The organism is Mycolicibacterium peregrinum (genome assembly GCF_001665625.1).
GTDB lineage: Bacteria > Actinomycetota > Actinomycetes > Mycobacteriales > Mycobacteriaceae > Mycobacterium > Mycobacterium peregrinum_B.
Genome location: NZ_LZSY01000019.1, coordinates 21,831 through 44,620, shown reverse-complemented (window position 1 = coordinate 44,620; position 22,790 = coordinate 21,831). Strand labels below are relative to the sequence as shown.

The following is a 22,790-nucleotide window of genomic DNA, read 5'->3' as shown; positions in this document are numbered from 1 at the left end:
CCGCGATCGGACGGATGATCCAGGGCGCGGCCGAGCTTGCGGCGGCGCCCGTGGTCCGGCCGGTGCGGACGGTGTTGACGGCCGTGGCCGAGATGGTCGGTGGCCCGGCCGCGCGGCGCTGCTGGCGGGGCCCAGACCGGTGTTGGATCGAGGTCCGCGGCCTGCAGGGAGATGACGGAAAGCGGGTCGCCACCGCGGTGTTGCGTGAGCTCCGCAAGCAGCCGGGGGTGCGACGGGCACGCCTGAACCAGCCGTTGTCGCGGGTGATCATCGATATCGAGACCGACGCCGATCCGGAATCCGTCGACCTGGTTCGAATGTGTGATGTGGTTGCCGAGGCCGAGCAAGGCGCGGCCACGCGAAGCGAACCCCGGCGGCCCAATGATCTGCCGGGCGATGGAATTCTGCTGGCTCTCAAGGGGATCACCGCCGCAGCGAGCGGGATCGGCATCGGTGTCGCCGTGGCGGGCCGCACGCTGATGTTGCCGAGAGTGCCTGCCGGAGTGATGGCGGCCGTCAGCGCTGTCGACTATCAGCCGAAGGTGCGTGCGGTGCTGGAGGCCCGGCTCGGTGTGCCGGGTGCGGACGCCGTCCTGAGTCTGGGTGCTGCCGCCGTGTACGCGCTCACCCAGGCCCCCGCGGCCGTCACCGTGGAATTCGTCCGCCATCTGGCCCAGCTCGCCGAAACCGCGGCTGCTGCCGAGGCCTGGGAGGCGCTCGAACCGGATCTGGCGCCACAGGCCGAATGTCGGACCGTTGCCCCCGAGCCCGCGCGCCCGTGCGCACTGCCCGACGGTGTGGTGGAACGCTATGCCGAGCGGTGTGGCCGGGCGCAGGCGATGGCCGCCGCCTCGGTAGGTGCCCTGACACGCGATCCCGGTGCCGCCGCCACGGCAGCCGTGGTCACCGCACCCAAGGCGGCACGCAACTCGCGAGAGGCCTTCGCCAGCACGTTGGGTCGCGGCCTGGCCGATCGGCGCGATCTGGTGCAGTTGCGGCCGGACGCATTGCGCCTCCTCGACCGGGTCGACGCCGTCGTCGTCGATCCCCGCGCGCTGGCCACCGATGACCTACGGGTGGGGCGTTTCCGCGACGTGGCCCAAGCCGACCGTGCCGAGGTGTGGCAGTGGGCCCAGGGCCGGCTGGAAGCGGGCGAGCTGTCCGCCGGTTGGCACCGGGTGGCGCCGGCTTTCGGCGGGGCTGCGCGCAACGGCAGGGCCCGCGGGCAGGTGCTGGTGTATCGGAGACACGATCCGCGGGCTCACGGTGTGCTGGCCGAGATTCGCCGGGCCGGCGCCCAGGCGGTGTCTCTGAACCTCGACCAACTCGGCGACCTGCGTTCGTCATTCGACGACCTTCACGAGGCGGACTCGGGCACCGACATCGATAGGGCCCTGGCCGGCGCGGTCGAGACACTGCAGCGCGACGGACGCACCGTGGCGGTGCTGTCGGTGGACGCACCGCGTGCGCTGAGTGCTGCAGACCTGGCGGTCGGACTGCTCGGGCGAGGTGCCATCCCGTGGCAGGCCGACATCCTCGCCGTGGACCTCGCGGCGGTGTGGCGGATGTTGCACGCGATTCCCGCCGCGCGACGAGCCAGCGAACGTGGGGTCGAGCTGTCCGCCGGAGGCACGTTGCTCGGTGCGTTGCTGATGGTCCCCGGCGTTCGCGGACGGGGCCCCGGGCCGGTGACCGCGGGGGCGGCCGCGGGGCTGGTCAACGGATTCTGGCTGGCCCGCAGCGCTCTTCTGGATGCCGAGCCCAAGGCGGTGCCCGTCGAGGACTGGCACGCGATGACACCCGGGCAGGTCCGCAACCGGCTCGCCGAAGTCCATGCCGCCGAAGGAGATTCGCAACGGGTGCAGCCCGGCGGACGGCAATGGCGGCAGGCGGTGCCCCGGCCGCTGACCGAACTGGTCACCGCACTGCGTTCGGAACTGTCCGATCCGCTGACTCCCGTGCTCGCGGTCGGCTCGGCCGCCAGCGCGATGCTGGGCTCACCGGTCGACGCGGTTCTGGTCGGCTCCGTGCTCACCGGTAACGCCCTACTGGCCGCCACCCAGCAGGTCCGTGCGGAGCGGTTGCTGAGCCGGTTGCTGGCTGTCCAGGATCCGCCGGCCCGGCGACTGGTGACCGGCGGTGATCGTAGCGGCGAAGCCGACTACGACAGCGTCGCGGCAACCAGGCTGCGGCCCGGAGACATCATCGAGGTGCGGCCGGGGGAGGTGGTGCCGGCTGACGCGCGGATCATCGAAGCCGTCGACGCAGAGGCCGACGAGGCCTCGCTCACCGGCGAGTCGTTGCCCGTCCCCAAACAGGTCGCCGCCGCTCCGGGGGCGGAACTGGCCGAGCGGCACTGCATGCTCTATGCCACAACGACATTGGTCACCGGCACTGTCGTCGCCGTGGTGACCGAGGTGGGTGCAGCGACGCAGGCCCGACGTGCGGCCGACATCGGGCACGGCGCCGGCCCGGCCGTGGGCCTGCAGGCACAACTACGTGAACTCACCAACCGCGCACTGCCTTTCAGCATGGCCGGGGGCGCCCTGGTAAGCGGGCTCGGCCTGCTGCGCCGGCTGCCGCTGCGCAGTGCGGTGGCCAGCGGTGTGGCAGTGGCGGTGGCCGCCGTGCCGGAAGGGCTGCCGCTGGTGGCGACGCTGGCCCAACAGGCCTCGGCACGACGGTTGACCCGCACCGGGGCGTTGGTCCGCAGCCCGCGATCGGTGGAGGCACTCGGCCGCGTCGACGTCGTGTGTTTCGACAAGACCGGCACCCTCAGCGAAAACCGGTTGCGGGTGTCGCAGGTGCGCACCGTGGGCGGCCACGTTTCCGAGCAGCAGGTACTCGACTGCGCGGCCCGGGCAACTCCGCCGAAGAACGGCGACCAGTACGAGCACTCGACCGATGCGGCGGTGGCGGAGGCGGTCGCCGCGCCGCAGGCGGCCGACGGAACCGGCACCTATCTGCCGTTCCGGTCCGGCCGCAAGTTCTCGGGTGCGTTGGTCGGCGACGAGTTGTCGATCAAAGGTGCACCCGAGGTGGTGTTGTCGGCCTGTAGGGGCCTGGACCCCGCGGTGGCGCGCACGGTCGAGGAGATGGCGCGCAACGGACTGCGCGTGCTCGCCGTGGCCCGGCGCACGCTGACCGCCAACCAGGCCGAACGCGGCCGGTCCGACACCGACCGCCTGGCCGCACTCTGCACCCGGCAGTTGCGGTTCGTCGGACTGGTGGGATTGTCGGACACCCCACGATCTGAGTCCGCTCAGGTCTTGAAATCCCTGCAGGACAATGAGATCGGTGTGCGACTCATCACCGGTGATCACCCGGTCACGGCGAAGGCGATCGCCGCGGAGCTGGGTCTGACGATCGCAGACGAGCAGGTCATCAGTGGCGAGGACTGGGTGGCGATGCCGCGGCGCAGCCAGGAAGCGGCGGTACGCGACCGGCGCGTGTTCGCCCGGATGTCACCGGAGCACAAGGTGCAGGTGGTACAGACGCTCGAACGCATCGGGATGGTGTGCGCCATGGTCGGTGACGGCGCCAACGATGCGGCTGCGATCCGGGCGGCCACCGTCGGCATCGGAGTGGCGGCCCGCGGCAGCGATCCGGCCCGGAGTTCGGCCGACGTGCTGCTCCTCGACGGACGGATCGGTTCTCTGACCGATGCGCTGGACGAAGGCCGTCAGCTGTGGCGCCGGGTTCAGGCTGCGGTGGCGGTGCTGCTCGGCGGGAACGCGGGCGAGGTGGTGTTCTCCATCGTGGGCAGCGCGCTGACCGGCCGCTCGCCGCTGAACACGCGGCAATTGCTGCTGGTGAACATGATGACCGATGCGCTGCCGGCCGCCGCGCTGGCGGTCAGCCCGACCACCCATGCCGTCGGGGCTGCCGGGCACGGGCCCGACCAGACCGAGCTGTGGCGAACCGTGGCCATCCGGGGTGCGGCGACCGCGGGCGCCGCGACCGGTGCCTGGCTGACGGCGGGCTTCACCTTGGCCCCGCGGCGCGCCTCCACCGTGGCGCTCGTCGCCCTGGTCTCCACCCAACTGGCGCAGACCCTGATCGACTCGCACGGCCCGCTGGTGATCGCCACCGCCGCCGGCTCGTTGGTGACCTTGGGAGCCGCGATCAGTACCCCCGGCGTCAGCCAGCTGCTGGGCTGCACGCCGTTGGATCCGCTCGGGTGGGCCCAGGCACTCAGTGCGGCCGGCGTTGCCACCGGCATCGCCGCGGTCGCGCCCCGATTGGTGTCGAGGTTCACCGGCCCGGTTTCCGAGGAACCGGCTCAGTCGTCGATGTCGAGCACTCCGCAGCGCCACAGCACCGCATACACCTCGCGCAACGGCACGGTCAACACGCGGGATACGGCGTCGGTCAACGGATCGGCCGGAGCGCCGGAACCGGAAGTAATCACGCCTCTCACGCTGAGAAATCGACACGTCGAGATGTCGAAGTCGACGTGACGGAAAGGTGACCAATGGCAGAAAACTCGAAAACCGCAAAGGGGCACCGTGACGCGGTACACGCCGTGCGCGACGCGCAGGGCTTCGCCATGACCTTGCCGGTGGTGGGCCGGATCAAGGTGCCGCACCCCGAACAACTGGCCTACTACGGCGCGCTCGGCATCCTCGCCGCGGTCGAGATCATCGACTGGCCGGTGGCCCTGCTACTCGGGGCCGGACACGCTCTGATGCAGAACGAGCACAGCCGGGTGGTCCAGGAGGTGGGCGAAGCGCTCGAAGGGGCGTAACCGCGGTCAGCCGACCAGGTTGGACCGCAATGCGGCCAAATCGTCGGGCGAGACCCCGGCCGCCTGGACGAAACCCGCCACCGAGCCGTAGGCGTCCTCGAGTTTGCGCCACGCCGCGTCGAGATACTCCTCGCGCACCCCGAGCACTTCGTCGGTCAGTCTGGCCTCGGCGTAGGTGATCATCTCCGGGGCCTCCTGAGCCCGCGCGCGGACCGACTCCATGATCCGGTTCCGCAGGGAGGGGATCGCGCCGTTGCTGGCCAGGAAGTCGGTGATGATGCGGTCTCGATCGACGCCGACGGTCGCCAGCACGGTCGCCACGGTGAATCCGGTCCGGTCCTTGCCGGCGAAGCAGTGTGCGATCACCGGACGCTCCTGTGCCAGAAGCGAAATCACCTCACGCACCGCACCGTGCGCTCCCGGCAGCGTCGGGAACTCCTCGTATACCTCGGTCATGTACCGCCGGGCCGCGGTGGCCACGTCCTCACCTTCGACGGATTCGGACATCACCCGCTGGAAGGTGTTCTCGTGCGGCGCATCCTGCGTCGACCCGTTGTCAGGATGGAACGGCAGCAGATGGACTGCGACCCCGTCGGGCACCTGCCCGGTGCCCTGCCGCTGTACCTCCTGGTGCGAGCGCAGGTCGGCGACGTCGGTGATGCCCAGCCGGCTGAACACCGCCCGGCCGGCATCGGAGAGCTGGCTGAGCTGACTCGAGCGGTAGAGCAGCCCAGGCCGGATCGCGGTCTCCTCCGCGACATCCCGAAAGTTCCACGCCCCCGACAGTTCCCCCAGCTCGGTGGTCACTGTGCAGCCACCGCCGAACCCGTATGGCCACACGCAGCCGAAGCCAGCGCGGACTTTTCCCGGCCCAGCTCAGCCCGGGCGATCGTGCGCATGTGGACCTCGTCGGGTCCGTCGAACAACCGCATCGCGCGATGCCAGCTGTAAAGCCGGGCCAGCGGGAAGTCGTCGCTGACGCCCGCTGCGCCGTGCACCTGGATGGCGCGGTCGATCACGTCGCAGGCGACCTGAGGGGCCACCGACTTGATCTGGGAGACCAGCACGTGTGCGGCCTTGTTGCCTTCCTGGTCGATCATCCACGCGGCCTTCTCGCACAACAGCCGGGCCTGATCGATCTCGTTGCGGGACTTGGCAATCGACTCGCGCACCACACCCTGCTCGGCCAACGGCTTGCCGAACGCGACCCGCTTCTGCACCCGGTCGATCATCAACGCCAGCGCCCGCTCGGCCGCACCGAGGGCGCGCATGCAGTGGTGGATACGGCCCGGCCCCAGCCGGGCCTGGGCGATCGCGAACCCGCTGCCCTCTTCATGCAGCAGGTTCTCCGCCGGCACCCGCACGTTGTCGAACACGATCTCGCAGTGCCCATGCTGATCCTGCCAGCCGAACACCGGCAGTGAGCGCTGGATGTCCACCCCCGGGGTGTCCGCCGGCACCAGGATCATCGACTGCTGGGCGTGCGACGCCGCGTCAGGATTGGTGCGGCCCATCACGATCAGGATCTTGCAGCGCGGATCGGCCGCCCCGGTGATCCACCACTTACGACCGTTGATCACATAGTCCGCACCGTCACGCAGCATCGTGGTCTCGATGTTGCGGGCATCGCTGGATGCCACGGCAGGCTCGGTCATCGCGAACGCACTGCGGATCTCACCGGCAAGCAGCGGCTCCAGCCACTGCTTGCGCTGGGCCTCGTCGGCGAACAGGTGCAGGGTCTCCATGTTGCCGGTGTCCGGCGCGGCACAGTTGAGCGCCTCGGGGGCGATCTCCATGCTCCACCCGGACAGTTCGGCCAGGGGCGCGTACTCGAGGTTGGTCAGTCCGGACTCCGAGGGCAGGAACAGATTCCACAGGCCCTGCTCACGCGCCTTGACCTTGAGCTCTTCCACCACCGGCGGGACCGTGTGATCCTTGGGCCCCTTCTCCTCGCGATAGGCGTGGTAGGAGGCTTCTGCGGGGAGAACGTGCTCCACCATGAAGTCGGTCAACCGGGAGTGGTAATCAGCCGCTTTGGCCGACAGCGCGAAGTCCATGGCAGCCACGATAGCCACATGGTTAGACAGGTAGAAAGGTGGCATGACCGGAACGCCACCCGCCATCCCGCCCGAGAGTCGCCCGCCGTTCCCGCCCTTCACTCCCGAAACAGCTCTCCAGAAGGTCCAAGCAGCCGAGGACGCGTGGAACACGCGTGACCCGCAGAAGGTCAGCTTGGCCTATACGCCGGACTCGCAGTGGCGCAATCGCGACCAGCACATCGTCGGGCGGGAGCAGATCGTGGAGTTCCTGACCGCCAAATGGGAGCGCGAGCTGGACTATGTGCTGCGCAAGAGCCTGTGGGGGTTTCGGGAGAACCGGATGGCGGTGCGGTTCCAGTACGAATGGCACGACGCACAGGGCCAGTGGTACCGCAGTTACGGGAATGAGTTGTGGCAGTTCACACCCGAGGGTCTGATGGCCCGGCGCGAGGCCAGCATCAACGACGTCGCGATCGACGAGTCGCAGCGGCGCTACTTCGGTCCGCGCCCGGAAGCGGAGTACGGTCGCGACATCGAACTCTGGTAGTCGCCCAGCGTCGAGGCCAGCACCCCCGCCACCACCGCCAGACCGATCACGGTGCCGGCCACGGCGCGCCATCCCGCGGCGTCGAACGCCAGCCCGCCGACCCAGCCGATGACGCTGGATCCCGCGTAGTAGAAGAGGTTGTACAGCGACGACGCCTGGGCCTTGCCGTCCCCGGCGGCGGCACCCACCCAACCCGAGGCGATCGCGTGCGCACCGAAGAAGCCGGCGGTGGCGATCACCAGCCCGATCAGCACCACGAAGACATTGCCGGCCAGCGTGATCGCGACGCCGGCGATCATCGTGGCGATCGAGCCGATCAGCACGGTCTTGCGGCCGAACCGACTGGCCTCGGCGCCGGCCCGGGCAGAGGCCCAGGTGCCCGACAGGTAGGCCAGGAACACCAGGCTGACGACGGTCTGCGGCAGGTTGAACGGGGTGGCCATCAGCCGGAAACCGAGGAAGTTGTACATCGCCACGAAGCCGCCCATCAGCAGGAAGCCCTGGCTGTAGAGCACCAGTTGACGGGGTGAGCGGAGGTTCTCGGCGAGCCGACGGCCCAGGTTGCGGCTGCGGGCCGGGGTGAATCCCCGCGCCGGCGGGGCGAGCTTGACGAATGCGAATGCCGACAGACCACACAACACCGCGACCACGAGGACGCCGACGCGCCATCCGGCGAACTCGGCGATCGGCCCGGTCACGAGCCGGCCGGCCAATCCGCCGATGGTGGTGCCCGCGACGTAGGTGCCTGCCGCCCGGGCGGCATGCCCGGCGTCGATCTCCTCGGTGAGGTAGGCGATGGCCACCGCGGGCACCCCGCCCAGCATCAGCCCTTCGAGCAGCCGACCGGACAGCAGCAGCGCGGCACTCGGGGCCAATGGCACGATCAGGCCGAGAACCGTTGCCGCGGTGATGGATATCGTCATGGCCTGGACCCGGCCGATGCGATCGGCCAGAGCGGACCACGGGATCACACCCAGTGCCAGCCCGACGGTGGCGGCCGAGATCGTCAACGCGGCGTGCGCGGCGCCGGTGCCCATGTCGTGGGCGATCAGCGGGAGTACGGCCTGGGGTGAGTACAGCTGAGCGAAGGTCGCGACGCCGGCGCAGAACAGTGCGGCCAGCAGCCTCCGGTACTCGGTTGAGCCACGGGAATGCCCGCGCCATTCAACGGAGGTCAGGGAGGTGGACACTCAGCCGACGGTAGGACGCCGACAAAAATGTGTCCAATGCATGAGTTTACTCAAGCTCATGAATATTCTGCATGACAAATTCGGCCAGACGCGCCGCGGCGGGCGGCAGCGGGCGGTCGGCGTTCCACGTCAGCCCGATCTGGCGCCTGGCCGAACTCTCCGACAGCGGCACGTACGCGGCTCCGGGTTCGGCCCGTTCGGCCCGGGGTACCGGGACAACCGCGACCCCGAAACCGGCGGCCACCAGCCCTTCCATGGTCGGGATCTCCATCGCCTCGAACACCACCGGCGGCGAGATGCCGGCCTCGGCGCACAGTTCGTCGGTGAGCTGACGCAACCCGAAGTCGGGTGCCAGGGCAATGAAAGGCTCGGCGCCGGCATCTGCCAACCGGACCCTGGATCGGCGGGCGAAGCGGTGCTCGCGCGGCACGGCCAGGCACAACCGCTCCATGTACAGTCCGCGCCAGCGAAAGCCCTCGGGGCGCGGCGAAGTGATCGCCAGGTCGGCTTCACCGCCGGCCAGGCGTTCGACGATCTCGTGGGCCGCGCCCTGGAACAGCTCGAAGCGCACCCGCGGAGCCTCGGTCCGGAACCGGCGCAACAGATCCGGCACGTACCAGCCGGCCTGCGAATGCAGGAAGGCCAGCCGCACGGTCCCGGTATCCGGGTCGCGTAACTCGGCGATTCTCTCGGTGGCCGTACGGATTTCGTTGATACTGCGGCGGGCGTGCTCCAACAGGATGTGCCCGTAGGCGTTGAGCCGGAGCCGTCGGTTCACCCGATCGAACAGTGGAACACCCACCTGCTCTTCGAGCCGGGCCAGTGCGCGCGACAGGGTGGGTTGGCTGATGCCGAGTTCGGCTGCGGCGTCGGTGACATGCTCGGTTTCGGCGAGCACCACGAACCACTGCAGCTCGTCCAGATGCATACCGCCGACTCTAAACGCGCTGATCACCGGTCAGCCTGTGCCATGCTGTGTCGCATGGTCGCCAAGGTGCGGGTGGTCGTGGGTGATGACCACCCGATGTTCCGCGAGGGCGTCGTGCGCGCCTTGACCTCCAGCGGCGAGATCGACGTGGTGGCCGAGGCCGACAACGGTGCCGACGCACTGGAATTGATCAGGACCCACCAGCCGCAGGTGGCCCTGCTCGATTACCGCATGCCACAACTCGACGGGGCCCAGGTGGCGGCCGCGGTCAGCCGTGACGAGTTGCCCACCCGGGTGTTGCTGGTCTCCGCGCACGACGAGTCGGCGATCGTCTACACCGCGTTGCAGCAGGGGGCGGCCGGATTCCTGTCCAAGGAGTCCACCCGCAGCGAGTTGGTGAACGCCGTGTTGTCGTGTGCCAAGGGCCGCGACGTTCTCGACCCGAACCTGGCGGCCGGGTTGGCCGGCGAGATCCGGCGTCGCAACGAACCCGACGTCCCGGTGCTCAGCCCGCGGGAACGTGAGGTGCTCGACCTGATCGCCAAGGGCCTTTCCATCCCGGCCATGGCCAAGCAGCTGTTCCTGGCGCCGTCGACCGTGAAAACCCATGTGCAGCGCCTCTACGAGAAGCTGGGCGTCAGTGATCGGGGCGCGGCAGTCGCGGAGGCGATGCGCCGCCGGCTGCTGGACTGACATGGCTGGCGGGCGCGTCGTCGAATTCTTCACCACCCAACCCGTGCGGGTCTCGGCGCTGCTGCGGCTGCCGCTGATCGGTCTGATCGTGGTGCTGGTCTCGGTGTGGGACGTCGACCACTGGTTACCAGTCCTGTACGCGGTGATCCTGAGCGTCTACGCCGCCGTGGCGGTGCTGTGGCTGGTGGTGGTGTTCCGCGGGCCCATGCCGCCGTGGGCCGAATGGGCCTCGACCGCCGTGGATGTGCTGGTGCTGGTCGCCCTGTGCGCCGTCTCGGGCGGAGCCACCGCGGCGCTGCTACCGGTGTTCTTCCTGTTGCCCATATCCGTTGCGTTCCAAGACCGTCCGTGGCTGACCGCACTGCTCGGCGGCAGCACCGCAGTGGGATATCTCGCGGTGTGGATCTTGTATTCCGAGCGCGACGACAACGTCGGCCTGCCCGATATCGTGTACATGCACGTGGGCTTTCTGGCGTGGCTCGCGGTCGCGTCGGCCGCGCTGTCATTTGTGCTGGCGCGCCGCTCGGCGCGGGTACGGACCTTGATGGAGGTGCGTCGCCAGTTGGTGTCGGAATCCACCCGGGCCGACGATCTGCGCAACGCCGAACTGGCCGAGCACCTTCACGACGGGCCACTGCAGACCCTGCTCGCCGCGCGCCTCGACCTCGACGAGATCCGCGAACGCATCCCGGATCCCGGCCTGGACCGCGTCCATGCCGCACTGCAGGAGACCGCCGTCGGACTGCGCTCCACCGTCACCGCACTGCATCCGCAGGTCCTGGCTCAGCTGGGACTGACCCCGGCGGTGCGGGAACTGTTGCGTCAGTACGAAGCTCGGCCAGATATAGCGGTGCGGGCAGATCTGGAGGACGTCGGGCAGCCCGACGGGCAGGCGCTGTTGTATCGCGCCGCGCGCGAACTGCTGGCCAACATCAACAAACATGCCGGGGCGACCACGATTTCCGTCGGCCTCTACCGTTCGGGGGAGCGCGTCGTGCTGACCGTGGCGGACAACGGCAAGGGATTCGACCCGGCGATACTGGGCCAGTCTGTGGCCGAGGGACACATCGGGCTGGCCTCACTGCAGGTGCGCATCGATGCCATGGGCGGCTCGATGGCGATCAGCTCAGAGCCCGGGTTCGGCACCCAGGTCCGGGTCACGCTGTAGCCGCGGCTATTTCACGCAGGGAATGCCGGAGACCTTCATCTGGCTCAGGTCAGTGGGGGCCGGGGTGTAGGTACCGGTCGCGGTGGCGGCCACCGTCGTCACCGGCGTGCTGGGCGTGGTCTCTTCCGTCGTCTTGCTGCTGGAGTCCCAGGTGGAGTCCGACCCGGACTCTGACGTCGAATCGCTCGATCCCGACAGGTATTCGTCGCCGGGGAAATCGGTCCCCAGCGTCAGCTGAACGGTGCCGGCCACCACTTCGGAAGACGGGTTCGCGATCACGCCGAGCTCGTCGGCCAACGATTGAGCAGCGGCCTCGGCGCCGGTCCCGTAGTCGATCGTGGTGGTGGCGGCCAGTGATTCGCCGTCACCGATCTGCCCCTCGGTGAATCCGTGTGCGCCGAAGGTCGTTTCGAGCTGGGCAGCCAGTCCGCTGTAGGTCGACGCATTGATCACGTCGAGCACCGCACCGTGGCCGTTGAGCGTCTGAGCCTTGCTGGTGGGTGCCGACGACGACGCGGCGTCGTCCTTGGAGACGAGGTCATGCACGATCTTGCGGATCGTCGGCACATCGACGAGGTTGATGTCCTCGCCGTAGGAATTCTGGCTGAACTCCTTGATCGGCAGCGTGTAGAGCGTCGGTGGTTTGTCGGTCAGCGCGGAGGCCCGTCGGGCGAAACTGGGCAGGTCGAATCCGGCGTCCAACGCGACGTTCTGCTTGACCACGTTCAGCAGGCTGCGCAGTCCGGTTGGGCTGTTCAGCGTTCCGCTGTGGCCCAGCGCCGACACCAGCGCCGCGATGAAGGCCTGCTGACGGCGGGTGCGGTCGAGGTCGGTGAAGTTCTCGTCGTTGATATCGCGACGCTGACGCACGAAGGCCATCGCCTGGGCTGCGTCGATCTCCTGGACGCCCTGGTGGAAGTCGGCCCCCGAGTACGGATCTGAGGTGTCGGCGTTGAGGCAGACCGTGATCGGTGACACGGCCTTGGCGATCTCGAAGAATGCGCCGAGGGTGACCTCGACGAAATGGTCGATCGGGATGCCGAGCAGGTTGCGGACCGTCGCGATCTCCGCCTTGCGGCCCGCCTCACGGGCCTGCTGCTCATTCGCCGACGGGTTCTCGGAGTCAGCCTCCAGCGATTCCATCTCTCGCTGATAGGCCCAACCGTAGGCCTGTTTGACCTTGCCCTTGCACGGCGAGACATCGCACCCGGCCAGGTCCACATAGTCGTCGCGCGGAATCGAGAACGCGGTGGCCGGGCCGCCGTCACCGGGCAGGTGCACCACGATCAGAACGTTGGCGTTGTAGCCGCCGACAGTCTCGTCGCCGGCGTGGAGGGCCTGGTAGACATCCTCGGGCAGCGGGTTGCCGTGCTGATCCAACCGGCTGTCCAACCCCATGATCAGGATGTTCTCGGTGTCGCCGGCCGACATCGGCCCACCGTCGAGAGCGTTGGAGGTGGTGATGCCGTCCAGGGCCCCGTGGTAGGTCACCCAGCCCGCACCGGTACCGGCCACCACGGATGCCGCCACCAGGCCGACTGCGGCGCGGCGAGCGGCCCGCACGCCCCGACGCGGCATACGGTGCCGGGGGACGCCGGCGGTGTGGGCAGGTGTGTTCATTGCCCTGTCATTATGGGGCCGTTCGCTGAGACTCGTTCCACCGGGGAAAATTGCTGGTCAGTGCCGACGTCTTGGCATTAGCGTGCGCAGGATGAAATTGCGCATCGCCGTCGTCGTGCTGCTGTTGGCTGTGGTGGCGTTGCTGCTCAATGAACTGGTGGCGACCAAGGAGCACCATCGGGCCGAGCCGTTCGGCGGCGGGCACGTGCTGGAACTGGACGGTCCCGACCTCAACGTGCGTGAGTACGGGCCGCCGGGGGAACGCGCGGTGGTGTTGCTGCACGGGTACTCGGCCTCCCTGGAGTGGTGGGAGAAGGTGGCCCCGCAGCTGGCCCGCGACCAGCGGGTGATCGCGATCGATCTGGTCGGTCACGGCGGCTCGGAGGCGCCCGCCGCCGGCGCCGCCTACCGGTCGGATGCGCAGACCACGGCGGTGCGCAACGCGCTCGTGGCGCTCGGTGTGCGTCACGCGGTGCTGATCGGCCATTCGATGGGCGGAGCGGTCTCGTCCGAGCTGGCCCGGCAGTATCCCGACCTGGTGGAGCGCGTCGTGGTCTCGGACACCCCGGGATCGGACGATCTGGTCAGCATGCCGCTGCTCGGACAAATGGTGTGCTGGCCGGTGATCGGGCCGGCGATGGATCTTGTCCGCGGCGTCGACGCGATCAGCGAGAGTTCACTGCAGACCGGGTTTGCCGCGGACTACCCGGTGCCCGGCTATGCTCACCGCTCGTTGGAGCGGCTCACCTACACCGGCCTGTGCGACTCGAAGGACGGTCCACACCCGACTGCGGAAACGCTTGCCGCACTGCACAAGCCGGTACTGGTGCTCTGGGGTGACGAGGACGTGCTGACCCCGACTGCGCCCAATGTCCAGCGTTACACCGCGGTCGGGTTGCCGCCCGTGGTGATCAAAGGGTCCGGACATTCGCCGATGGTCGAGCAGCCCGATCAGTTCCTGGCTGCCGTGACCGGCTTCGTCAGGACCCCAGCCCCCGCGAGATGACCAGGCGCTGAATTTGATTGGTGCCTTCGAAGATCTGGGTGATCTTGGCTTCCCGCATGAAGCGTTCGACCCGGAAGTCGCGGGTGTAGCCGACACCGCCGAACACCTGCACGGCGTCGGTGGTGACCTTCATGGCGGCATCGGTGGCGATCAGTTTCGCGACGCTGGCCTGTGACGAGTAGGGCAGCCCGAGATCGCGGCGACGCGCGGCATCCAGGTAGGTGGCGCGGGCGCTGACCACTGCGGCGGCCATGTCGGCGAGCAGGAACCCGAGGCCCTGATGGTCGACGATCTTGCGGCCGAACGTGGTGCGCTCGTTGGCATAGCGGACGGCTTCGTCCAGGGCGGCCTGCGCGATGCCGACCGCGACCGCGGCGATGCCGAGGCGGCCGGAGTCCAACGCGGAGAACGCGATCGACAGTCCCTGCCCCTCGGTGCCGATCAGCCGGTCGGCGGGCAGGCGGGCATTGTCGTAGAACGCCGAGGTGGTGGGCACGGCGTGCAGACCCATCTTCTCCTCGGGTTTCCCGAAGCTCAGGCCGTCGAGATCGGCGGGGACCAGGAAGCACGAGATGCCCTTCGAACCTTCTCCGGACCGGGCGAACAGCGTGTAGAAATCGGCCTTCCCGCCGTGGGTGATCCACGCCTTGGAGCCGTTGAGGACGTAGCTGTCGCCGTCGCGCGTGGCCTTGCAGTTCAGGGCGGCGGCGTCGGATCCGGCCTGCGGTTCGGACAGGCTGTAGGCACCGATCTGGTCACCGGCGAGCATGCCGGGCAGCCAGCGCTGCTTCTGTTCCTCGGTGCCGTAGGCCAGCAGCGGGTGCGACGAGAGACTGTGCACGCTGACCGCGACGCCGATCGCGGCCCACCGCGCCGCGATCTCCTCGAGAACCTGCAGGTAGACCTCGTAGGGCTGGCCACCGCCACCCCACTCCTCCGGCTGGGGCAGGCTCAACAGCCCGGCCGCGCCGAGCTGGGCCATGACGCCTTCGGGGTACTTCTCGTCGCGTTCGTACTCGTCGACGATCGGGTCGAGGACCTTGTCGGCGACATCGCGGGTCAGCGCGATCAGGTCGCGAGCGTCGTCCGAGGGCAGGAGGCGGTCAACCGGCATACTTGCACATCCTAGTTTTCCGGGCGGCAGGTCACGGGCTGGGGGTTTGCAGCAGTCCGGCGATGTCGGGATCGAGTTGCTGCAGGGCCACGATGACGGCCACCCGGTAGTCGCGGCCGATCTGCGAGCGCACGGTGGCGGTGCGGCCACGCCTCTCGGGTGGTCTGATCTCGTCGATACGCGCTTCGAGGGCGACGATGAGTTCCTCGAACTCGGTGATGAGCCCGGAGAGGATCAGGATCTCCGGGTCAATGAGTGCTTCCATGAGGATCGCGGTGTGCGCGATCCGGTCGATCACATCGCGGATGATCTTCTGGGCGGCCGGGTTCCGGCTCGTTTCCTGCGCCACTGCGACGAGGTCGATGTCCTTCAGGGGCACACCTTCGGTGTGCGGGGCGACGGGTTGCATGGCGTGCAGTGACATTTCGGCGTTTACGCAACCGGTTCTGCCGCAAAGGCATTGCGCGTTGCTCCCCGCGATCGGCATGTGCCCGACAGCTCCGGCGACGCCGGTGGCGCCGGAATACGGCCGTCCGCCGATGATCAGCCCGACGTTCACGTGGCCTCCGCAATCGAGGAGTAGCGCGGAGCGCACCTCTCGGGCTTCGCCGGCAATCGTTTCGGCAAGCGTCATGGCCTGGGTCGAATCCAAAACGGCGGTCGGTACTCCGAGGGCGTGCGAGATGGGTTGGCCCAGCTCTACCTCGGACCACCCGAGCGACTTGGATTCCACGACGAATCCGGTTGTGCTGTCGATGAATCCGGGTATGCAGATGCCCGCGGCGGCGACGGATTCCACCGCGGGGTCGTCGATCAGCTGTTTGGCGATCCGGATGATCGAGCGGATCACCGACGCGGCCGCTCTGCCTGCCGTGGGTGTCTCATCTTCGTGGGTGATGTTGCCCGTTGCGTCGGCGACGGCGATACGTGCGCGACGTTCGTCTATCCAGATTCCGAGGACCCGACGTGCGTGTGGATTGCAGCCGAGAAGTTTGCGGGGCCGGCCGCGGTAACCCGGACCCTCGACGCGGGAATCCAGTTCGACCAGGGTGCCGTCCTCGATCAGCTCACCGACGAGGGTGGTGATGGAGGGACGGCTCAGCCCGAGGCGATCAGCCAGATCGGCTCGAGCGAGCGGACCCTCGGTCCGCAACAGGTGGACGACGCGCTGGCGGTGCAGCAGGTGCAACACCTGCTTTTCCCGGCGCGCTGATTCTGACCGCTTCAGCGGAACCTCCTTGACGGCGTCGTAAGGCGGCTGCTATTAAGTTCGTCACAGAAATTAAATAGGTACCTAGGGCATCGGAGCCAGGCCATGACCGCTAGTAATCCCCGCATCAACCCCCTGTTCGCCTCGTCTTCGTCGAGCACGTCGGCCCGGTCGGCCGCGTCTCGGAGAACAACTCAAACTACCGCGAGGATCGGCGCGTACAGCGGTGTCGTGGTGGCGGGATGGCTGGTCGCCGCGGTAGCCAGCGGCTATGGCGTCGCCGCGGCCGACACGACCGGTTCGTCATCGGATTCCTCGACGTCGGCGTCCTCTGGTGACTCGTCCCGCGGGGCAACGGCGGCCAAGCCTGAGTCCGGGTCCGCGAAGGGCGTCGCTTCCAAGCCGAGAAAGAGTGGGCCGCCGTCGCTCGGTCTTGGCAAGGACTGGAGGCAGAAAGCCGGCGGGTCGAAGAGGTCGGGCAAGACGGCCACGACCAAGGAACTGGCGCCCGGAGTGACGGTGAGCAGCAGTGGAGGGGCACGCGACACCGCAGACGAGGCAGTGACCAGCATTGGGGCTCAGGAGGAATCGGCCAGTTCCGGCATGGCAGTTCCTGCGTCGGGACCCGTGCCATCGGTGCCCGCCACGACTGTTGACCAGCCGCTGGAGGTGGTGTCGTCGATAGCCGACAAGGTCCGATCGACCGTCTTGGATCTGCCGGGGATCAAGAACGCGCCGGAACGACCGGCAACAGACGTGGAGATGTCACACGTCTCGGATACCGCGCAGCCCTTGGCGTCACCGAGTCAGGTGAAACTCGGTGACAGGGTGAAGCAGTCGCTTGACCGGGTGGAGCGAGTGACCGGTGTGATCTCCGAGAAGGTGTCGGAGGAGATCGCCGACAAGCTCGCCGAGCCGAAGCCGGCTTCTACGGTGTATGAGGCCAAGGCGCTTGCGGTGTCGACAGCGAGTGATGTTCAGGTCGCGACGGCTGCGGTGGTGGCTCCGAAGAATCCGGTGGCCAACCCTGTCGAGGATGCGGCGGGGGTGCTCAACGGGATTGTCACGAATCTGTTGAATCCGTTCCTGGCGCCGTCGCCGGATTCTCCGGAGCCGTTTACGCCGATGGCGTGGGCGGTGTTGGGGTGGGTTCGGCGCAATCTGTTCAATCAGGCGCCGGTGGTGAGTAATCCGACGACGACGGTGCAGGCGGGTCAGACGGTGACCGGCAATATCGGGGTGACCGATGCCGAGGGTGACGCGTTGACCTACACCGTGACCCAACAGCCGCAGCACGGCACGGTGACCATCGATCAGGAGACCGGTGAATTCACCTACACTCCGGATGACATCAATTACGTGGCGGCGCAGACAGATACGTTCACCGTGTCGGTCACCGACGGCGACAAGATCAACCTGTTGGCTCTGTTCAAACCCCGCACTGCTCAGAAAGACGTCGATGTCACGGTGCTCAGCCCGGCTGTAGAGCGGGTGATCCTGGATCTTCCCGACGACATCACCAACCCGAACCGGCCGAGGTTCTCCGCGGACGGCAAATCGATCTACTTCGGGGCCACACCCGTAGCCGGCGGTCGCGACGAGGTGTACCAGATGAACATCGATGGCACCGACCTTCGATGCTTGACTTGTGGTGTCACGACGAGCGTTACCGACGATCTGCAGAAACCGCTTCCATTCGAAGACGGATCGGGCCGGGTGCTGATCCGGGTTACGTCCAGCACAGGTTCGTACACCTATGCGGTTCTGGAAGACGGTGTGAACGGAAGGGAACTGGTTCCCCTCACTACGCCGGACAGTCCGACATATGTCGTTGACCGGCAACGCGAAATGAAGATCTCGCCCGACGGGACCCACGTGTTGTTCAGCCGACTTGAATTGGGCACCAACGGTTACGTGGCAATCGTTCCAGTCGTTGGCAAGCTGGTCCGCACGGACAACGGGTACGTGATCGACGACGCACGTGTGGTTGCTCCCTATGGCGAGGGTAAGTCTTGGACGCCCGACGGCAAGAGCGTGATCATCATGGGCGGACAGTACGACGCTGGCAATGTCGACGCCATCAAGGTCGATCTCGCCACCGGGAACATCACCCGTGAGACAGCTGGTCTCGACTACGAGGAGAACGTCTTCGAATCGCCCAACGAACAGTGGATCGTCACCGGAAGCACGCGGGGGTTGAACGCCCTCACCCCGATGTCGCGGATCGCACGGCCGGCATTCCTGCCCGCCTACATCGTCGGACCGGTCTACAACGCCTATGCGTCTCCGGTGAATGTCTCCAATCAGGCCTGGGTGATCGCAGTCGGAGACGAGCTTGAGAGGGAGAACGGTCTCCCGCTGATCGTCGAAGGTGACGGGTACGCCGGTCAAAGCATGCCCGGTTGGAACAACGACGGAACGGCAGTTGCGTTCTGGGAACAGAGCAACGAAGACCCAACGGACACCCGGTTGGTCATTGCCAACCTGAAATACACGACGAGTGTGGGCCCCCTCCAAGGCGATAACAAGACTCCGGAATTGTCGTCGACGCTGCCCAAACTGAGCACCTACGTTCCCAGCGCGCCGGAACTTCCACCGACCGGTACCTATGCCGGCGCGGGTGGGGGCACCGCGGTGGTCAGCGAGGCCGCGGACCCGACGAATCCGGGGCACACGATCCGCACTGTCACCTACACCGACTATGTCAACGAGGACGGGATGATCCTCAACGGCACCGAGGCCACCGACTCCACGGCCAACCAGTTGTACATCCACTACACCGCCGACGTCAGCGTGACCGGGACGCACACCGGCTACCTCAAGGGCGATGCCACCATCACCAACCGGCAGACATACAGCGGGTACATCACCTCCGATGTCGACGGCGACGTGCAGAGCATCTTGGACCAGAACGCGATCAACGAAGCGCAGCAGAACGTGTAGGCGTCGACGGTCCGTACTACCCCTTCGCCTCGACCACTCCGGCCAGTTCACTCAAGTGGACGCGCCGGAGTGGTTGGCGTGCAAAGGATTCAAGCTCAGCTCCGTCGTACATTCTGACATCTGGCCAATTCTGTCAATCGGCTTCCGGTCGTCAAGAAAAGTGCTGTGATTAAATTCGTCAACCCAATTAAACCTGCCCACAGGGCAACTGGAGTCACGCCATGACTGTTGTCAATCCGCTCTTCAATCCGCAATTCACTGCCCCTCCATCTCGCCGGACACTTCAGGCCACCGGGCGTATCGGTGCCTACAGCGGCATCGTGGTGACTGGTTGGTTGGTCGCGGCCGTCGCCTCCGGATACGGCGTCGCCGCGGCCGACTCGACCGGCACCTCCTCCTCGGATTCGTCGACGTCGACCTCCGCGAGCTCGGCGGCTGGTGAGACCTCGACGGGGCCGTCATCTGCCGGTGCGTCGGGCGAGAGCTCACCGGGCAAGGGCAGATCGTCGAACGGTCCCCGTAAGAGTTGGGCCAAGAAGACCACCAAGCCGAAGGTCGTCGGCGAGACGTCATCGACCAAGGAGTTGGCACCCGGGGTGACGATCAGCAGTAGCGGTGGGGCACAGAAGGAGCCGGGTCGGCCGGAGGGACTCGCCGGAGCGATCGATGCGCACCTGCAGGCGTTGTCGTCGATACCGGACAGGGTGCGCGAGAGCGTGCTGACCCGCAACGACGGCACGGAGAAGCCGGAGTTGTCGCTGCCGTCGCTCTCGCTGCCGGAAGTCTCGTTGCCCGACGTCACGTCGCCTCGGGCCGCGGATGCTGTGGCGGACGCCGATTCGAAGACGACGGCTCCGCTCGGGGCGGTCAAGCTCAGCGCCACCCTCGAGCGGTCGCTGGCGAAAGCCAAGGAGGTGACTGAGCGGGTCGAGCAGGTAACGGGGTCGATCAGCGAGAAGCGTTCGGAGCAGCTGAGCCAGAAGCTCGACGCGCCGATGCCGGCGGCTACTGCGCGCGAGGCCAGGACGCCGGCAGTGTCGAGTGCGGCGAATGTGCAGATTGCCACGGCTGCGGTGGCGCCGAGGAGTCAGGTGGCCACCCCTACCGATCCGGCGGGGGTGCTCAACGGGATTGTGGCGAATCTGCTCAACCCGTTCCTGGCACCGTCTCCGGATTCACCTGAGCCCTTCACCCCGATGGCGTGGGCGGTGTTGGGGTGGGTTCGGCGCAATCTGTTCAACCAGGCGCCGGTGGTCAGCAGCCCGACCACCACAGTGCAGACCGGTCAGACCGTCACCGGCAATATCGGTGTGACCGACGCCGAAGGTGACGAGTTGACCTACACGGTGACCGAGCAGCCGAAATACGGCACGGTGACGATCGACCAGGAGACCGGGGAATTCACCTACACCCCGGACGATATTGATTACGATGCGGCGCAGATGGATTCGTTCACCGTGTCGGTCACTGACGGGAACAAGGTCAACCTGCTGGCGCTGTTCAAACCACGCACCGCTCAGAACGACATCGACGTCACGGTGCTCAACCCCACCGTCGAGCGGGTGATCCTGAACCTGCCTGACGGCATCAAGAACCCGAACACCCCGCGGTTTTCGGAAGACGGCCAGTCCATCTACTTCGGGGCCACACCGGCCGAAGGTGGCCGCCAGGAGATCTACCGGATCAGCGTCGACGGCAACGAAGTCGAGTGCATCACCTGTGGTGTGTCGACTGAGGTCAGCGGCGGCCTCGGTAGGGTCGTTCCCTTCCAGGATGGTTCGGGGCGACTGATGATCCAGGTCACGACGAGTCCGAACTCCTATGTGGTCTACGAGGAGACGGCCGACGGCAAGCAGCTCGTTCCGGTCATCACACCCCCGGCGGGGGCACGCGTCCTCGATCCGCAGCGCGAGATGCGGATCTCGCCCGACGGGACACACGTGCTGTTCAGCCAGATCCAGATGACCCCGCAAGGTCTTATCACCGCCGTGCCGATCGTCGGCAGGCTGGAGCGTACCGATGCCGGCTACGAGATCGCCGACGCCCGTGTGGTTTACCCGGTCGGCGAGGGCAAGCAGTGGACCCCCGACGGCAAAGGGGTGATCATCCTCGGTGGGCGGTATGAGGCCGGGAACGTCGACGACATCGTCGTCGACCTCGAGACGGGCGAAGTGACCCGCCTGACCGGCAACCTCGACTACGACGAGGACATCGACCTCTCGCCCAATGAACAGTGGATCGCGGTCGGAAGCACCCGTGGGTACGACGCGCTGACACCGATGTCGCGGATCGTGCGGCCGGCGTTTCTGCCGGCGGACATCCAAGGGGCGGTGTACGAGAAATACCGGGGAACCGGAGACGCCACCAACATCACGAACCAGGAATGGGTCATCGCAGTCGAGGATGATCTGAAGGGCGAGAACGGGATTCCGGTGTTCGTCGACGGCGACGGATACACCGCCCGCAGCATGGCGAGCTGGAACAACACCGGAGATGCGGTGGCATTCTGGGAGGCCAGCGGGGCTGATGAGACAGACACCCGGCTGGTCATCGCCAAGCTGAACTACACCACCAGCGTCGGCCCGGTGGCCGGCGACCGGACGACGCCGGACCCGACGTGGGCCCCCGAACTCAAGACCTACGTTCCCAGCGCGGCCCCGCTGCCTCCCACCGGCACCTATGCCGGGGCCGGCGGTGGTACCGCGGTGGTCAGCGAGTCCACTGATCCGACGACCGGCCACATCGTCCGCACCGTCACCTACACCGATTACGTCAACGAGCAGGGGATGATCCTCAACGGCACCGAGTCCACCGACACCACCGCCAGTCAGTCATCCATCCGCTACCTCGCCGACATCACGGTGACAGGCGAACACACCGGATACCTCAAGGCGGACGCCACCATCAACAAGCTCCAGCGAACGATGACCGGCCACATCACCTCTGACCTCGACGGTGACGTAAAGAGTGTCAACGATCAGGACAGGATCGACGAGGACAGGGCGAATATGTAGTTGTGTCGGCGAGCGCTGTGACGAACGTGCAGCCTTTCGGCGAAAATTCGCCAAATGGCAGGGATTTCCTGCACGTTCGTCACAGTGTCGTGAACCGGATATACGTCGGGGATCCCGGGCGCGGCCGGGTCAGCGCATCCGCGCGACGATCTGGACCTCGACCAGCGCACCTGGGATCGCCAACTCGGTGACGCCCACAGCCGTCCAGGCCGGGTACGGTGCGGCCACGAACTCGTCCTTCACCTCACCGAAAGTCTGCACGTGTTGCTGCAGGCCGACGTGGTAGCTGGTGATGTCGACGACATCGGCGAAGGTCAGTCCGGCCTCCGCCAACAGTCCCTGCAGGTTCGAGAAGGCCTGGATGAACTGGGCCCGTGGATCCTCCGGAACGGACATGTCGGGGCGCATCCCGATCATCCCCGAGCAGCGCAGGTGATCGCCGTCGATCACCGCCGGCGAAAAGTGGTGCGCGTCGTACATCGGCCGCATCCATTCCGGTACAACGATTTTCATGGGCACCTTCCAGTGAAGAAACGCGAAAGCCCCCTATTTCCGGGGAAATAGGGGGCTT

At 67.0% G+C, this 22,790-nt stretch carries 16 protein-coding genes and 1 pseudogene; 8 read left to right on the top strand and 9 right to left on the bottom strand.

What is annotated here, in order from left to right:
• Positions 1-14: 14 nt before the first annotated feature.
• Positions 15-4,169 (top strand): annotated as a pseudogene (locus A5779_RS34850) (HAD-IC family P-type ATPase); the annotation flags it as partial.
• A gap of 113 nt (positions 4,170-4,282) precedes the next feature.
• Here the strand turns inward: A5779_RS34850 and A5779_RS34760 are convergent.
• Positions 4,283-4,345 (bottom strand): Rv1535 domain-containing protein, encoded by a 63-nt coding sequence (locus tag A5779_RS34760; RefSeq protein WP_237671824.1) that lies wholly within the window; start codon positions 4,343-4,345, stop codon positions 4,283-4,285.
• A 129-nt stretch (positions 4,346-4,474) separates the two neighbouring features.
• Here A5779_RS34760 and A5779_RS02465 point away from each other — a divergent pair, with 129 nt between their 5' ends.
• Entirely contained in the window at positions 4,475-4,747 is a 273-nt protein-coding gene (locus tag A5779_RS02465) for a hypothetical protein (RefSeq protein ID WP_064878591.1), read from the top strand.
• Positions 4,748-4,753: 6 nt separating this feature from the next.
• Here the strand turns inward: A5779_RS02465 and A5779_RS02460 are convergent, their stop codons facing one another.
• Together A5779_RS02460 and A5779_RS02455 are read right to left on the bottom strand one after the other, a co-directional pair.
• Positions 4,754-5,554, bottom strand: coding sequence for a tyrosine-protein phosphatase (locus A5779_RS02460; protein ID WP_064878589.1), 801 nt, complete (start codon positions 5,552-5,554; stop codon positions 4,754-4,756).
• Positions 5,551-6,804, bottom strand: a complete 1,254-nt coding sequence (locus A5779_RS02455; RefSeq protein WP_064878587.1) for an acyl-CoA dehydrogenase family protein — start codon at positions 6,802-6,804, stop codon at positions 5,551-5,553. Before A5779_RS02455 ends, A5779_RS02460 begins: the two co-directional genes overlap by 4 nt.
• Before the next feature lie 43 nt (positions 6,805-6,847).
• Between A5779_RS02455 and A5779_RS02450 the strand changes: the two genes are divergently transcribed.
• Positions 6,848-7,333 (top strand): nuclear transport factor 2 family protein, encoded by a 486-nt coding sequence (locus A5779_RS02450; RefSeq protein ID WP_064878585.1) that lies wholly within the window; start codon positions 6,848-6,850, stop codon positions 7,331-7,333.
• Here the strand turns inward: A5779_RS02450 and A5779_RS02445 are convergent.
• A complete protein-coding gene (locus A5779_RS02445; RefSeq protein WP_236734625.1) occupies positions 7,279-8,523 on the bottom strand; it encodes an MFS transporter in 1,245 nt (414 codons plus the stop codon). The genes A5779_RS02450 and A5779_RS02445 overlap by 55 nt on opposite strands.
• Before the next feature lie 46 nt (positions 8,524-8,569).
• Entirely contained in the window at positions 8,570-9,451 is an 882-nt protein-coding gene (locus A5779_RS02440; RefSeq protein ID WP_064878583.1) for a LysR family transcriptional regulator, read from the bottom strand.
• Positions 9,452-9,505: 54 nt separating this feature from the next.
• Here A5779_RS02440 and A5779_RS02435 point away from each other — a divergent pair, with 54 nt between their 5' ends.
• A complete protein-coding gene (locus A5779_RS02435; protein WP_272868659.1) occupies positions 9,506-10,144 on the top strand; it encodes a response regulator in 639 nt (212 codons plus the stop codon).
• A 1-nt stretch (position 10,145) separates the two neighbouring features.
• The gene (locus tag A5779_RS02430) at positions 10,146-11,312 is read left to right on the top strand and encodes a sensor histidine kinase (protein WP_064878579.1); all 1,167 of its coding nucleotides are present in this window, start codon (positions 10,146-10,148) and stop codon (positions 11,310-11,312) included.
• Between the two features lie 6 nt (positions 11,313-11,318).
• Here A5779_RS02430 and A5779_RS02425 read toward each other — a convergent pair whose 3' ends face one another.
• Positions 11,319-12,932, bottom strand: a complete 1,614-nt coding sequence (locus A5779_RS02425; RefSeq protein ID WP_064878576.1) for an LCP family protein — start codon at positions 12,930-12,932, stop codon at positions 11,319-11,321.
• A gap of 91 nt (positions 12,933-13,023) precedes the next feature.
• Here A5779_RS02425 and A5779_RS02420 point away from each other — a divergent pair, with 91 nt between their 5' ends.
• Positions 13,024-13,938 carry an alpha/beta fold hydrolase gene (locus tag A5779_RS02420; RefSeq protein ID WP_064878574.1) on the top strand — a complete coding sequence of 305 codons (915 nt, stop codon included), beginning with the start codon at positions 13,024-13,026 and terminating at the stop codon, positions 13,936-13,938.
• On the opposite strand, the gene A5779_RS02415 is transcribed toward A5779_RS02420, so the two are convergent.
• Positions 13,913-15,052, bottom strand: coding sequence for an acyl-CoA dehydrogenase family protein (locus A5779_RS02415; protein WP_064878571.1), 1,140 nt, complete (start codon positions 15,050-15,052; stop codon positions 13,913-13,915). The genes A5779_RS02420 and A5779_RS02415 overlap by 26 nt on opposite strands.
• A gap of 31 nt (positions 15,053-15,083) precedes the next feature.
• A complete protein-coding gene (locus A5779_RS02410; RefSeq protein WP_064878569.1) occupies positions 15,084-16,244 on the bottom strand; it encodes an ROK family transcriptional regulator in 1,161 nt (386 codons plus the stop codon).
• Positions 16,245-16,493: 249 nt separating this feature from the next.
• On the opposite strand from A5779_RS02410, the gene A5779_RS02400 reads away from it, so the two are divergent.
• Both A5779_RS02400 and A5779_RS32725 read left to right on the top strand, forming a co-directional pair.
• Positions 16,494-19,205 (top strand): cadherin-like domain-containing protein, encoded by a 2,712-nt coding sequence (locus A5779_RS02400; RefSeq protein ID WP_236734624.1) that lies wholly within the window; start codon positions 16,494-16,496, stop codon positions 19,203-19,205.
• A 221-nt stretch (positions 19,206-19,426) separates the two neighbouring features.
• Positions 19,427-22,219 (top strand): cadherin-like domain-containing protein, encoded by a 2,793-nt coding sequence (locus A5779_RS32725; protein ID WP_082941491.1) that lies wholly within the window; start codon positions 19,427-19,429, stop codon positions 22,217-22,219.
• 129 nt (positions 22,220-22,348) lie between these two features.
• Here the strand turns inward: A5779_RS32725 and A5779_RS02385 are convergent, their stop codons facing one another.
• The gene (locus tag A5779_RS02385; RefSeq protein WP_064878563.1) at positions 22,349-22,732 is read right to left on the bottom strand and encodes a RidA family protein; all 384 of its coding nucleotides are present in this window, start codon (positions 22,730-22,732) and stop codon (positions 22,349-22,351) included.
• Positions 22,733-22,790 lie beyond the last annotated feature (58 nt).